The 14,678-nt window shown below is 40.2% G+C and carries 10 protein-coding genes and 4 pseudogenes; 5 read left to right on the top strand and 9 right to left on the bottom strand.

From position 1 onward, the window contains the following. Position 1: 1 nt before the first annotated feature. The 4 genes from ribE to B3J29_RS05380 all read right to left on the bottom strand — a co-directional run bounded on the left by ribE (position 2) and on the right by B3J29_RS05380 (position 4,833). Positions 2-472 (bottom strand): 6,7-dimethyl-8-ribityllumazine synthase, encoded by a 471-nt coding sequence (gene ribE / locus B3J29_RS05395; protein ID WP_004280926.1) that lies wholly within the window; start codon positions 470-472, stop codon positions 2-4. Positions 473-483: 11 nt separating this feature from the next. Then, the gene (gene ribBA, locus B3J29_RS05390) at positions 484-1,605 is read right to left on the bottom strand and encodes a bifunctional 3,4-dihydroxy-2-butanone-4-phosphate synthase/GTP cyclohydrolase II (RefSeq protein WP_104426889.1); all 1,122 of its coding nucleotides are present in this window, start codon (positions 1,603-1,605) and stop codon (positions 484-486) included. 411 nt (positions 1,606-2,016) lie between these two features. Then, positions 2,017-3,528 (bottom strand): aldehyde dehydrogenase family protein, encoded by a 1,512-nt coding sequence (locus B3J29_RS05385; protein ID WP_175966409.1) that lies wholly within the window; start codon positions 3,526-3,528, stop codon positions 2,017-2,019. A 336-nt stretch (positions 3,529-3,864) separates the two neighbouring features. Then, positions 3,865-4,833: an alpha/beta hydrolase gene (locus B3J29_RS05380; protein ID WP_175966407.1), complete on the bottom strand. Its 969-nt coding sequence runs from the start codon at positions 4,831-4,833 to the stop codon at positions 3,865-3,867. 519 nt (positions 4,834-5,352) lie between these two features. Here B3J29_RS05380 and B3J29_RS05375 point away from each other — a divergent pair. Beyond that, positions 5,353-5,943: a TIGR00730 family Rossman fold protein gene (locus B3J29_RS05375; protein ID WP_005233278.1), complete on the top strand. Its 591-nt coding sequence runs from the start codon at positions 5,353-5,355 to the stop codon at positions 5,941-5,943. A gap of 258 nt (positions 5,944-6,201) precedes the next feature. Here B3J29_RS05375 and B3J29_RS05370 read toward each other — a convergent pair whose 3' ends face one another. The 3 genes and pseudogenes from B3J29_RS05370 to B3J29_RS05360 form a co-directional block, all read right to left on the bottom strand. After that, on the bottom strand, positions 6,202-6,438 hold the full coding sequence (locus tag B3J29_RS05370; protein ID WP_004280931.1) for a VF530 family DNA-binding protein: 237 nt from the start codon (positions 6,436-6,438) through the stop codon (positions 6,202-6,204). Positions 6,439-6,591: 153 nt separating this feature from the next. Beyond that, a pseudogene (locus B3J29_RS05365) lies at positions 6,592-6,717 on the bottom strand (IS4 family transposase); the annotation flags it as partial. 84 nt (positions 6,718-6,801) lie between these two features. After that, positions 6,802-6,993 carry a hypothetical protein gene (locus B3J29_RS05360; RefSeq protein ID WP_005233279.1) on the bottom strand — a complete coding sequence of 64 codons (192 nt, stop codon included), beginning with the start codon at positions 6,991-6,993 and terminating at the stop codon, positions 6,802-6,804. Between the two features lie 206 nt (positions 6,994-7,199). Between B3J29_RS05360 and B3J29_RS05355 the strand changes: the two are divergent. After that, positions 7,200-7,355, top strand: a pseudogene (locus tag B3J29_RS05355) (IS982 family transposase); the annotation flags it as partial. A gap of 108 nt (positions 7,356-7,463) precedes the next feature. Continuing rightward, positions 7,464-9,236 carry an alkaline phosphatase D family protein gene (locus tag B3J29_RS05350; protein WP_005233285.1) on the top strand — a complete coding sequence of 591 codons (1,773 nt, stop codon included), beginning with the start codon at positions 7,464-7,466 and terminating at the stop codon, positions 9,234-9,236. 44 nt (positions 9,237-9,280) lie between these two features. Here B3J29_RS05350 and B3J29_RS15345 read toward each other — a convergent pair. Further along, positions 9,281-9,493 (bottom strand): annotated as a pseudogene (locus B3J29_RS15345) (hypothetical protein); the annotation flags it as partial. 70 nt (positions 9,494-9,563) lie between these two features. On the opposite strand from B3J29_RS15345, the pseudogene B3J29_RS15410 reads away from it, so the two are divergent. Continuing rightward, a pseudogene (locus tag B3J29_RS15410) lies at positions 9,564-9,653 on the top strand (IS982 family transposase); the annotation flags it as partial. Positions 9,654-9,669: 16 nt separating this feature from the next. On the opposite strand, the gene ppk1 reads toward B3J29_RS15410, so the two are convergent. After that, positions 9,670-11,748, bottom strand: a complete 2,079-nt coding sequence (gene ppk1 / locus B3J29_RS05345; protein ID WP_005105077.1) for a polyphosphate kinase 1 — start codon at positions 11,746-11,748, stop codon at positions 9,670-9,672. 393 nt (positions 11,749-12,141) lie between these two features. On the opposite strand from ppk1, the gene B3J29_RS05340 reads away from it, so the two are divergent. Beyond that, entirely contained in the window at positions 12,142-14,604 is a 2,463-nt protein-coding gene (locus B3J29_RS05340) for an ExeM/NucH family extracellular endonuclease (protein WP_200004097.1), read from the top strand. Positions 14,605-14,678: the final 74 nt, after the last annotated feature.

Here is a 14,678-nt window from a genome sequence, read left to right as displayed (position 1 = left end):
GTTAAATAGCCTTTAACAAGTTAACCATTTCAATAGCAGTCAAGGCAGCTTCACTACCTTTATTACCTGCTTTTGTACCCGAGCGTTCAATCGCCTGTTCGATACTATCCGTAGTCAATACACCATTAATCACTGGTAAGCCAGTGTCCAGGCCAACCACGCCCAGACCTTTGGCACATTCACCAGCTACAAAATCGAAGTGAGGCGTGCTGCCACGAATCACAGCGCCCAGCGCGATGATGGCATCGAAACGATCTGAAGCTGCCAGTTTTTTCGCAACTACAGGAAGTTCCCAAGCACCAGGTGCATGAACAACAGTAATATTATCCTCTGATACGCCATGGCGTTTCAATGTATCAATGGCACCTTCTAACAGATGTTCAACAACAAAGCTATTAAAACGACCAACTAAAATCGCATAACGGTCTTCGTTCGCGAGATGCAACATACCTTCAATACGGCGAACTGCCATAGGAACCTCGATTATTTCTCTGATGTTTGTTGTGCGGTGATGTATTCCACCACTTCTAAGTTAAAGCCGGACAGGGCATTGAAACGTAATGGAGAGCTGAGCAGCTTCATTTTTTCCACGCCGAGGTCACGTAAAATTTGTGCGCCGACACCAATGGTCTGATACTGCTGGGAAAGTGCAGCATTGGATTTTACATTTTTTGGTGCTGTCAGTGTATCCAGGGCAGGGCCTAAGTCCTGTAAATGGCGCTGGCCAATCCAGACCAGAACACCACGATCACTGTTTGAAATTTCTTTTAAGGCACGGTCCAGATTCCAGGCCGGTTCACCATCTTGCTTGTTCAGCTTTAATAAATCACGGGTTGGGTTAAAGCCATGCACACGTACAGTCGTCACGCCGTCTTTAGGCTGACCTTTCACCAGTGCTAAATGAATGTCCGGGTTACCGATTTCACGGTAACGATAGAGATCAAACACACCGTATTCAGTATCTATAGTTTGCTGGTCAATACGCTCAACCGTTTGCTCATTGGTCATACGGTAGTGAATCAGATCAGCAATAGTGCCAATTTTCAGGCCATGTTTTTCTGCGAAAATTTCAAGATCTGGACGACGCGCCATAGTGCCGTCTTCTTTGATGATTTCACAGATCACAGATGCAGGTTCCAGACCCGCAAGACGAGACAGGTCACAACCGGCTTCAGTATGACCGGCACGGTGCAATACGCCACCTGGCTGTGCCATCAATGGGAAGATATGACCAGGCTGTACGATGTCACTTGGTTTGGCATGTGCAGCCACCGCAGTTTGAATGGTGTGCGCACGTTCAGCTGCAGAAATACCGGTAGTAATGCCGTTGGCTGCTTCAATTGAAAGGGTGAAGTTGGTTCCGTGCTGAGCGCCGTTGGCATCCACCATCAAGGGTAGATTTAACTGCTGGCAACGTTCTTTGCTTAAAGTCAGGCAAACCAGACCACGCGCATGGGTGATCATAAAGTTGATGTCTTCAGGACGCACGTGGGTCGCAGCAATCACCAGATCGCCTTCATTCTCACGGTCTTCGTCATCCATCAGGATAACCATTTTTCCTGCACGGATATCTGCTACAAGCTCTTCAACTGTATTGAGCGGCATCAACCTTCACCTTCTTTTTTGATCTATACCAGACCGAATCATGACATTATTACTGCATAGTCTAACGCTTTTTAAGCAATTTTGCCTATGCTTATTGCTTTCCCTCAGGGGTTCATTGTTATACACAGTCTTGCGTAGCATGAAAAGTCGACTTTAAATGAAAGCACAGGCTTTATGCTGTATTTTTAAACGATCGGAAAGCATAAAAAATGACAAACTTATTTAAAATCAACATAACTATAAATAATCTCTTATTTTTTATGCAGTTTTATTTATTAGTTAATACAGCTCCTAAAAATACGTATACCTCCTCATTCTTCCCTTTATAAATTTTTTACCAATCAGTTTAAAATTCTGTTTGAAATAATGAATGAATCAGGCGGACCGAAGTCCACCCGAATTTAGATCAGTTTAGAAGAAGCCTGCTGGTTTGGTTGAATAACTCACTAACAGGTTTTTGGTTTGCTGATAATGATCCAGCATCATGCGATGGTTTTCACGACCAATCCCGGATTTTTTATAGCCACCAAAAGCTGCATGAGCCGGGTAGATGTGATAGCAGTTGGTCCAGACCCGACCGGCCTGAATCGCACGACCGGCACGGTAGGATGTATGCGCTGAACGTGACCAGACACCAGCACCGAGTCCATAAATCGTATCATTGGCAATCTTGATGGCTTCATCGAAGTCTTTAAAAGTCGTCACAGCCAATACCGGTCCAAAAATTTCTTCCTGAAAGGTTCGCATGTCATTGGAACCTTTAAAAATCGTTGGCTCGATATAAAAACCTTGTCCCACTTCCTGACGTTCATTACCGCCTAACAAGATTTCCGCACCTTCTTCGCGGCCTGTTGCAATACAGCCCAGAATTTTGTCCTGTTGCTCCTGAGAAGCCTGCGCCCCGATCATGGTCTCGGTATCCAGTGGATGACCTGTCTTAATCCGCTTTACTCGTTCCACGGCACGCTCAAGAAACTGGTCTGCAATACTTTCCTGAACCAGCGCACGTGAAGGACAGGTACAGATTTCACCTTGGTTCAGGGCAAACATAGCGAAGCCTTCCAGGGCTTTTTCCAGGAAGTCATCTTCCTGATCCATAATGTCTGCAAAGAACAGGTTTGGAGATTTACCCCCAAGTTCCAGAGTGACTGGAATAATATTTTCAGTCGCATATTGCATGATCAGCTGACCCACAGCGGTAGAACCGGTAAAGGCAATCTTGGCAATGCGTGGATTAGTCGCCAGTGGACGGCCGACTTCAACGCCGTAGCCATTCACGATGTTTAACACACCTTCAGGCAACAGATCCTGAATCAGCTCAACCAGTACCAAAATACTCACTGGCGTCTGTTCAGCGGGTTTCAACACAATACAGTTTCCGGCTGCGAGAGCAGGGGCCAGTTTCCAGGCAGCCATTAGAATCGGGAAGTTCCACGGGATAATCTGCCCAACCACACCTAAAGGTTCATGAAAATGGTAGGCAATGGTATCTTCATCAATTTCGGAAATTCCACCTTCCTGGGCGCGAATACAGCCGGCAAAGTAACGGAAATGGTCAATGGCTAAAGGAATATCTGCTGCCAGGGTTTCTCGGATTGGCTTACCGTTATCCCAGGTCTCTGCGACTGCCAGCAGTTCAAGATTCTCCTCAAGTCGGTCAGCGATTTTTAATAAAATATTGGAACGGGTAGTAGGGGAGCTGTTATTCCATTGCTGTTTGGCGGCATGAGCCGCATCGAGCGCCAGTTCAATATCTTCCACTGATGAGCGCGGAACTTTGGTAAAGGCTTTACCATCTACGGGAGAGACATTATCAAAATATTCACCTTTGATGGGTGGGACCCATTTTCCGCCAATGAAGTTTTCGTATTGGGATTTAAATTGCACTTTTGAACCGTCAGTATTGGGATCTGCATAACGCATAATTCTATTCCTTGATATGATTATTATTGATGAATGCCGAACCACTTCTGCTCTGCAAAAGTCTTCAGATTCAACATCTCAGCTCTACTATAGAGAGGGAAAAAAATCGCAGGATAAATACTTACAAGCTTGCTACAAAAGGCAACATTTGAATAAAAATAGAATTTATTATTTTTATAAATTTGAATATCTTATTGTTATAACGAAATGATTTTAATATGTAAAAAGCATTACTGATCAGCTTGATATTTTTATTTTATATTCAGGAAAAATAGGTAAATAAAATTATTAGAAAATAAGACAGGCAGAGCTTTCTACCTATCTTATTCATCTGGCTTATAGGGCCTTATTCTCCAGCCATTGAAATAGCTGCTGATAGACCTGCTCACGAACCGGTTTTTCTGAAAGAACCAGATCATGTACCCCATTTTGAATCGAACAGAGTTGCACATCGCCCTGGATTTTCTGTGCATGTTCAATCATGTCGTGTACCTGAAGAATCACATCACTGGTTTGGGCATTACGGTTAAAACGTAGGGGATAAGTGGTTTTATGGGCATGCATCAGCAAAGTCGGAATATTTAAACGTATACCTTGATGAATTTCTTTTTGTGCTTCGTGAATGGCATGTACAAAACTCAGACGCACCCAGTGATAGCTGGGTTTTTTCCATTCCAGATCAAAATGCCATTCCCCCTGATAGCTAATATGTAGGCTGGGCACATAATGACGGTTTAAGCGGCTAGGAAATAGCATTTCCGGAAAACGTTTTCCCAGACGGCTCAATTTAGGCACCACAAACTTTTTCTCAAAAGGTGTCATATTAAAGTCATAAAAAGGACTATTGAGCCACAAGCCTTTAATTAAAGGATGATCTGGATGATGTGCTGCATACAGGGTAGTAATTAGTCCGCCGGTAGAATGGCCACTGAGTAAAACCGTATCATGGCCTTCCTGTCCAATAATTTCGAGAGCCTGACTGATTTCTGCATCGTATTCTGATAGATGATAGACATTATAAAATTTCTGATGGGACATATAGGATCGGCCATATTTACGTAAATCCAACGCATAAAAATCAAAACCTTGCTGATTAAAACGCTCTGCCATTTCAGTCTGGAAAAAATAATCAATAAAGCCGTGAATATAGAGGACAGCTTTAGAGGTGGGCTGGTCTGTCTTTTTGCGGATCAGTGTGGCAACTACTGTACCTTCAGTATCTGGCGGAAATTCTAAAGTGGCCTGTTCATAACCTTCACCCAGAATATCAGGTTGATATTCAAGGCTGGAAAGCGGATGGGACATATTGTTCTACTCATGATTATTTTTATTCACTTATCTTTGTGGATTGGCTTGCATTTGTCAAATCCTGCTGTCTAACCCATTCGAGATCAGTAGTACCATTCAGAGAATAGCCAAATATAAAATCTCAGGTCATTAGTAACCTGATTGACTAATATAAAGATTAATAAAAAACCCCGGCATCCTGCCGGGGTTTTTCGTATTGGTTAGCTCGGTATAACTCCTGTCGTACCTTACAATCCTTGTGCTTATCTATTGTGATTGTTATATGGAACTTCCTGTTCCTGATGTAAGTATCATAGGAAAATTCCACTATCCGGGATAGCCGCAAAGAACCAGAATCGATGTAAGTCAATGCGTATATGTCTGACTAAAAATTATCCATATTTTCTGTAGAAGTGAGGATTTATTCTGAATCATGAGCTTCGATAAACTAGCCGCTTATGGCTATTTTGCCTGTTTTTAAGACAATTTTTTTATTTTAATGCAGTTAGAATATGTTGATTGATGAGGGGATAAAAAATGAAATCTATTGCAGTCTTTTGTGGTTCAGCTATGGGGAATAGCAAAAATTTTAAAGAGCAGGCCCAAGCTTTGGGTGAGTCTATTGCGAATCGTGGAATCACACTGGTTTATGGGGGTGGCCGAGCTGGTCTGATGGGTGTTGTGGCTGATAGTGCCTTAAATGCCGGTGGAACAGTCATTGGAGTGATTCCACAAAATCTGGTCGATGCAGAATTGGCTCATCCGCTGTTAACAGAGCTGCATGTAGTGAAAAATATGCATGAACGTAAAACAAAAATGTCTGATCTGGCAGATGCGTTTATTGCCTTGCCGGGCGGGGTGGGGACTTTAGAAGAAATTTTTGAGCAGTTGACTTGGGGGCAGTTGGGCCTTCATCAGAAACCTTGTGCATTTTTAAATATCCACGGATTTTATGATGAATTACTAAATTTCCTGATGAAAACGACTGAGGCTGGATTTACCCAGTCACGTTTTACCGATGCCTTGATCTTCTCAAGTTCAATTGAGGAAGTATTGGATGCTGTGGAGCATTATCATGCGCCTGAACCGAAATGGAATAAAAGCGTAAAGGCAGTAGAATCGGTATGAGTAATACCCCAACCTTGGCAATAGTCACCGACATAAAATACACTAAATAACATAATTGGTATTTCAATAAACCCTATATATAACAGTTATATAGGGTTTTTATTTTGTGTGGTGTAATTTAAGGTAGAGTAGGGTGCTTTAAGTTTTGGTCACTAATTTTAATATGTAAATCAACAATAATTACCGACATATATATTCTCTTTCTAAGAGTAGTTTACTATTTGGTATAATATTATGATGAGGTTAGGGCTTTGACTGCTACGATTTCTGTTTGGCCTTTTGGCGTAAGACATACAAATATAAGTTTTCTACTTTTTCACGTGCCCATGGGGTGGTACGCAAGAATCGCAATGATGATTTAACACTTGGGTCTATGCAAAAACATCTAATCTCAATTTTACGACTTAAACCTTCAAAGCCACCGTAGTAATCCAATAATTCATCCAAAATGTCAGCAAGTTTTTTACCGTGTAAAGGATCATTGGTGGTGTTCATAATAGATCAATCGTATTTTGGGTGGCCATTATTATAACCTGGGCTAGTTGGAAAACTAGAGAGTTGGAATGTAGGTAATGATGGACTGAATAGCCACCAAAATTCTAGACACACATAACCATATTTTGGACTGCCACTGCTGTCCCACAATTTTTACAAGAGGAAGCTTACGCGAGCTTCCTCTTGATTGATGGAGGCTTTATCGAGTGAAAATAACGCTTTTAAGGTTTTTATTTCAAATAAATTTACTGGAATTATTCTGAGTAAGCGCTGAACTGTATTAGTTCAGAGTTAATCTGATTTTTTATCTTAGGAAAGAAAATTATTTCACCTAACCTTAAAATAATGTTTTTCAGTAACCAGCTAAATTTTTATTTGTTTATAAAGACGCTCTTTAGGGTCTTCATTTGATTTTGTGACTTTATCAGCAAATTTCTTATCTAACATCAAGGCTGCATATGTTTTGGAACCTATCTCCAATCGGTCTACCTTATTTCCTTCTTGTTCAAACTCTTCAATTAATTTATTGACTTTTTTTACGCTGATATCACTCATATCTTTCAACCATTTAATTTGGGGTTCTTTTAATCTAATCTTTAATTATTGAGATTAGATTAAAGTACAAAGCGCATTTAAGGGCTAATAGCTTATGGAGTAATCACCCCAGGTTAATTAACCCGAATCGCGGATAAGAAATAAACTTGAAAAATAAGAGGACTAGAGCCATCAGTTGAGTTACCAAACCTAAAGCTTTAGCCCCGATGTTCAATAGTAACGAATTATTCTGCGTAATTGATGATTTCTTTCTGAAATTTGAAGCAACTTATTGGAAATTTTCTAAATAAAGTCATCAGTCTATAAGAATTCGAATAGCCCAACTCAGCCTCTCAGAAATTAGTTTTATCGTCATTTGGTATATTTAGGACTTGGAAAAATTAGGCTTCATAGAAATGTCATAATTTAGAGATATTAATGTCATCGAACTGGATTAAAAAAGAACAAAAAACCCACAATAGCAAGCTGTTATGACTAAAAAAATATCCAGACGTGAACTGCTTAAGACCTCCATTGCAGGCTTCGGTGCTTTGTCTTTACCCATATCTTTGACCGCTTGTGGCAGTGATGAGGATGCTTCAGATCAAGCTCAGGCACATCCTAAAGTCGCTTTTAAACATGGGGTGGCCAGTGGTGATCCCTTACAGGATCGGATAATTCTATGGACACGCTTAAGTCCGGAAGATGAAAACCTGCGTTATCAGGTGCAGTGGGAAATTGCTGCCGATCAGGATTTTCGCCAGATAATCAATACAGGACAAGTTGAAACCAGTCGGTCGCAAGATTTCACGGTTAAAGTCGATGCGGATCGTCTATCGGCAGGGCAAACTTATTTTTACCGTTTTAAGTGTGCATCGGTATATTCATCTGTCGGTCAAACCAAAACTTTAGCCACGCAAAGCAAGCTGGTGCAATTTGCCGTTTGTTCATGTTCCAATTATCCAGCCGGATATTTTCATATCTATCAGGAAATTGCCCAGCAAGACCTAGATGTGGTGATTCATTTAGGGGATTACATTTATGAGTACGGGATGGGTGGTTATGCGACTGAACAGGCTGCAGCATTAGGCCGAAGTCTGGCTGCAGATAATGCTGAGGAAATCATTAAACTGGAAGACTACCGCAAGCGTTATGCCTTGTATCGAACTGATGCGGACTTACAAGCAGCACATCAGCGTCATCCATTTATTGTGGTCTGGGATGATCATGAGCTGACCAATGATACCTGGGAGCAGGGTGCGGAAAATCATGATGTTTCAGAAGGTGATTTTTTTGCACGTAAGCTGGCTGCTTTGCAGGCCTATTTTGAATGGATGCCGATTCGTCCAGTGTCTGAAAAAGATCATTTGAATATTTATCGCCAGTTTAATTTTGGTGATCTGGTTCAGCTGAATATGCTGGATACTCGTATTTTGGCGCGTAACAAGCAATTGCAATATGCTGACTATCTTACCGCGACAGGACTAGATGTCAATAAATTTCAGACAGATTTGCTCAATCCGACGCGTACCTTGTTAGGACATACACAACGTGAATGGATACTGAAACAACTCAGCCAATCGAATGCCGTCTGGAATGTGCTGGGTCAGCAGGTGCTGATGAGCAAGATGCTAATTCCGGCCGAAATTCTGGCTGTTTTGGGGCAGATCACCAGTGGTCAGGCCACTGCAGATGTGTTGCTACAAGTGCGTCAGATGCTGACAGAACTGGTAGGCCTAAAAATACGCTATCTGCAAAATGATCCAACTTTGACAAAGGCAGAATTAGCCAGAATACTGACTGTTGTGCCTTATAATCTTGATGCCTGGGATGGGTACGTCGTGGAGCGTGAGGTGATTTATACGGCTTGTAAACAGCTGAATAAAAAACTGATTGTACTTGCAGGAGATACCCATAATGCCTGGAACTCCACTTTGAGAGATCAAGCCGGCAGTACAGTCGGGGTAGAACTAGCGACCAGTTCAGTTTCATCACCGGGTATGGAGAAGTATTTGCAGATTCCCTTAGCCCAGTTACAGGAATTTGAAATGGCATTTACTACGCTAATTGATGAGCTGAATTATTGTAATTTGAATCAACGCGGATACTTGAGTGTTGCATTTACCCCGGATCAGGTACAGGCGAACTGGATTTTTATCGATAGCATCCAGAATCGTAGTTATCAGGTTGATCAAAGCCGTGCGTATCAGCTTCAATTAGATCATGAATTAAATGAAATCAAACCGTTAAAGCAAACTGCCTAAGCTGCTTAGAGTTTAAATATCCGGGCCAATGCCCGGATATTTTTTTATAACATTTCATCCCTATAGCTATCAATATCCAGATGTTTGATCGTATTTGCAATACTGATGCTCATATTTTAGTAGCCGCGTATATAATCCGGCAAAGTGAATTAATTGCTGTTTTAGTTCGGCATACCGAGGATCATGGCTTGAATAAAAACGTAATTTTAGTCGTAGCAGGCAGGTTTTTTATAAGCCCAAAAACAGATTTTATGTAATGGGAACAAAAATCATGGCAGCCAAGGCCCAAGGAATTAAGAGCTTGGCTTTGTCCCTGATTCCGCGGATTTTAATTTGGGGATTTACGCATTGTTATGTGCATATCAACTCACCCATCAAAATAAGCCAAAAATTCTAATTATAGAATCAGTGGCTTAAACAGGATTCGGGTTAATTAAGATGTATGGTTTAATAAGTGCTGTTGTGCGATATACATGGGCTTATCCAAACTTGGTGTACATTGAATCCATGTTCCATCTGCTTGAAGCTCCCATGCACGGCGGTTATCTTGAAGATAATTCATTAAGCCATCTTGCAGAATTTGTTTACGAAGTTTTTTATCTTCGATTGGGAAACAGGTCTCGATGCGAGAGAATAAATTACGCCCCATCCAATCTGCACTGGCGCAATAAAGCTTGTTTTCGCCCTGATGGTAAAAATAATAAACCCGGGTATGTTCTAAAAAACGTCCCACAATTGAGCGGACTCGAATATTTTCAGAAAGCCCTTTCACCTGTGGGCGTAAGCAGCAAATTGAACGGACAATCAAATCGATTTGAACGCCCGCTTTAGATGCCCTATATAGGGCATCAATTAGTTGAGGTTCAGTTAAGGCATTTACTTTAATAATAATCTGCGCTTTTTTGCCTGCTTTGCTATTTTCAGTTTCAGTTTCGATGAGTTCAATCAATTGAGAATGCAGAGTAAATGGTGCATGAAAAAGTTTTTTCAATTTGACCATTTTCCCCATGCCTGTGAGCTCCTGAAAGACTTTATGGACATCTTCACAAATATCAGCATCACTGGTCAGTAGTCCATAATCAGTATAGATTTTGGCATTCATTGCATGATAGTTACCTGTGCCTAAATGAACATAACGTTTAATTTTGTCTATTTCACGACGCACGATCAGAATCATTTTGGCGTGGGTTTTATAGCCAACGATCCCATATACAACAACCGCCCCAGCTTCTTGTAATAGATTGGCAACTTCGATATTTGACTCTTCATCAAAGCGAGCACGTAATTCAATCACTGCTGTGACTTCCTTACCATTTCGTGCCGCTTCAGCAAGGACTTGCACAATTTCAGAATGTACACCACTCCGATAAAGGGTTTGTTTTATGGCTAACACATGTGGATCATGGGCTGCCTCTTTCAGTAGCTTAATGACCGGAGCGAAAGAGTGAAAAGGGTGATGTAATAAAACATCTCCGGTTTTTAATACCTCAAATATGGATTTTTTCCCATACAACACTTTCGGTAATTTTTGTACATGGGGAGGAAAACGTAACTCTGGCAAATTGAAGTTCGATATAAAGCGCGCCAGATTAAGCGGGCCGTCAATACGATAGAGTTGCTCTTGCTTAAGATCAAATTGTCCAAGTAAATAATCAATAATATTTTCAGGGCAATTTTTAGTCACCTCAAGTCTTACAGCCCGACCAAAGCGCCGTGAGGATAGTTCATCTTTTAAGGCAATTGCTAAGTCTTCAACATCTTCTGAGATAGTTAAATCTGCATTACGTGTGACCCGAAATTGATAACATCCAGTGGTGGTTACCCCTGGAAATAACTCATGAAGATGTTGCTGAATAATGGCTGAAAGTAGAATGTAGTGTTCATCCTCGCCAGAAATACTATTAGGTAACTTTACTAATCTAGGTAATGATCGTGGTGCGGGAACAATCGCCAAATCAATTTTTCGTCCAAATGCATCTTTACCTTCTAGGGTTACAATGAAATTTAGACTTTTATTCACTAGCCGAGGAAAGGGGTGGGCTGGATCTAAACTGATAGGTGTGACCACAGGTCGAACTTCATTATGGAAATAGTCCTTAATCCATTCTTTATGTTTTTCGAGGATGTCACCATACTGAATGAAATGAACACCATGTCCTTGCAGTTGTGGTAAGAGATTATAATTAAGTATTTTATACTGTTCTTCGACAGCTTCGTGTGCAAGTTTGGAAATGGTGGTGACTATATCTGAGAGGAGTGAGTTATCTGGACGAGCTCTAGCATGATCTGAAAGTTCAATTTGTTGCATTAAACTGGCAACTCGTATTTCAAAAAACTCATCCAGATTACTTGAAAAAATAATTAAAAAATTTAATCGTTCAAGTAAAGGGTATTCAGTATCTTTCGCCTGTGCCAACACCCGCTTATGAAACTCAAATAGTGAGAGCTCTCTATTTATATACTTTTTTAACGGATGTGATGAAGAGTTTGAAGACACATTTAAGGTAGTCATTTATGGCTCTTATAAAGTCAGATTGCAGCGCTGAAGGAAGCTAATAGAAAATTCTTTAAAGCCTTTGAAAGAGGTTAATTGACTCTTTGTAAATAAAAAAATGACTAATTCTGTAGAAAGGCTAAGAATTAAACTTTATTCAACTAAGTATTCTGTGACTGTTTCATGACATATTTATGACATCGTACTGTATTGTTATTTCATCTGGGTAATATTCAGACTTTTATCTGAATTTAGAAGAAAAGGGGCAACGTTGATTTAAACCGGGACAACTTGGGGGCTTAATGAGAAAAATTCTAGAAAAGCGATTTCACTAAAACTGTCATCAGTTATTCATAGTGATGTCATGTATAAAAACTAAGCTATTTTGAATTTTAACAACTGTTCAAAATCATTATGAATATAAAACCAAAAATATTGAGTTTAAGTTTAATACTTATGGGGTGCTCGTTTTCTGCACATGCACAATTAATGTTTAGTCAGTATATAGATGGTACATCTAATAAAAAGGGTTTGGAAATCTATAACCCTGACAGTTTAACAGTGAACTTAGCTGATTATGAGATTCAACAATTTACTAATGGTTCAACCACGAAATCTGCGACTTTTCAATTAGAAGGTTCATTGGCAAGTAAAGCAAAATACATTATTGGTCGAACAGAGTTGCAGGCAGTAATTGGTAATAAAGTCAATCAAGTGGCAGGACTTGCATTTAATGGAGATGATACCTTGGTCCTGTTTTATAAAGGTACTCCAATAGACCGTTTTGGTCGTGTGGGAGAGGATCCAGGTACTGGTTGGGGAGTGGGTTTTAGTAGTTATCAAAATAGTTTGTCACGTACTAAAACTTCAAATAATGTAACTTCAATTGATCCTGCAACAGCATTTGAGTTAGAAAGCGAATGGTCTAAATGGTCTGATCGAAATGAGTTTTCCCAGTATTTAGATACAAGCGCGCCTATAACCTCCCCCGTTACTCCTATCAGTTGTAATACAGCAGATACGGCGATTGCGGACCTACAATCTGCCGCAGAAAATCAACCATATGTTGTTCGTGGTGTTATTACCGCAGACTACCGTTATGACAATGGTTTTTCTGGTTTTTATATACAAACGCCCGATAGTAAAGCCAAATCCAATTTAAGTAATGCTATTTTTGTCTATCTTCCTGCAAGTAGTAAAATCACTGGAGGAAAAGTAGGTGAAGAGGTTATTTTAAAAGGTCGTTTAACCTCATATCAAAACCAACTCCAAATAGATCAACTTGATCAAAATATTCAAACCTGTCATACACAAGCATCCAATACAGTCACGGCACAGGCACTTAATTTACCGTTTACCAGTTTGACGGAGATAGCAGGAAATGTACCTAAACGCTATCAAGGGATGCTGGTTAAAATCCCACAAACTTTAACGATAAGTGAAAATTACAATTACGGTCGTTATGGTGAGCTATCTTTAAGTTTAGGTCGCTTGTATATTCCAACTAATCTATATCCTGCAAAATCTGCTGAAGCAGTTGCATTAGCCCAGCAAAATCTGCTTTCTAAAATTATCTTGGATGATGGCTATAATAATCAAAATAGAACACCATTACTTCCGCAAAACTTCAATGCCATAAATACATTAAGAACAGGTTCTGAACTGAAAAATGTTGAGGGGATTTTAGAATATCGTTTTAATGCATGGCGAATTCAACCGATACAGGGGAAGGTACAACCTGAAATTATCAAGGATACTAATTTACGTCCTTCAACGGTGATTCCAAAAGATGTTAAACAAATTCGCGCTGCGGCTTTTAATGTCTTAAATTATGATAATGGTTCAGAAAAAGGTTTCCCAACAGAACGTGGTGCAAGCTCAGAAACTGAGTTTAAGAAGCAACATCAAAAAATTGTCAGTGCTTTAAAAACAATTGATGCCGATGTGTATGGGTTAATGGAAATCGCAAATAATGGTTTTGATGATAAAAGTGCAGTGGCATACTTATCGCAAGCCTTAGGTGCAGACTGGAAATATGTCATTCCAACCCAAATGACAAAATTAGGTACAGATGCAATTGCAGTTGCGATTATCTATAACAGTAAGCGCGTAAAACCTGTAGGTGAGCCTGCAGTTTATGATGATCAGACTGAAAAGAACCGTGTCACCATGGCGCAAAGTTTCCAATCTGTAAATGGTGGAAAAATATTTACGATAGTACCCAATCACTTAAAGTCGAAAGGCAGTTGTCCTACCGATAAAACTCTGGCCGATGCTGATCAGGGTGATGGTCAAGGTTGCTGGAATGCAACACGTTTAACTGCAGTACAAGAACTTATGCAGTGGATTGCAAAAAATCCAACACAAGTGGCTAAACCAAATTATTTGCTGGTCGGTGATATGAATAGTTATGCTAAAGAAGATCCGATTTTAGCATTAGAAAAAGCCAATTATAAAGTCTTGCTCAATGACGAAAAAATTGGACAAGGTAAAACAGCCTATAGTTATGTATTTGGTGTTGCAAGTGATGCCAATGGCAATGGGGGCGCAGGAAACCTAGACCATGCAATTGCTGATGCAGACTTATATCCAATGGTGAAACGCGCTTTTGCTTGGCACATCAATGCTGATGAGCCGACGGCCTTAGACTATAACGAAGAATATAAAACAGATGAGCAAATTGCAGCATTCTATAGCGATGATGCATTCCGTTCTTCCGATCATGATCCTGTAATTGTTGATATGGATTTAAACGAAAATATATCGAGTAATCCTGATACAGGAAAAATAAGCGGTGGCAGCATGGGGATCTGGTCAATGTTAACCTTAACGGGCCTCGTTTTAGTTTCCATGATACGCAGACGTAAATTTTGATATGAGTTCATCGACTGTAAATTAAGAAAACTGACGAAATAAATTTAATCTAAGAGATGGATCCGGAAATTTGA

It is taken from the genome of Acinetobacter sp. UBA5984 (genome assembly GCF_002429925.1).
Taxonomy (GTDB): Bacteria; Pseudomonadota; Gammaproteobacteria; order Pseudomonadales; family Moraxellaceae; genus Acinetobacter; species Acinetobacter variabilis.
Note: the sequence above shows the minus strand (reverse complement) of the source record. Positions and strands in the feature narration are given on the sequence as shown.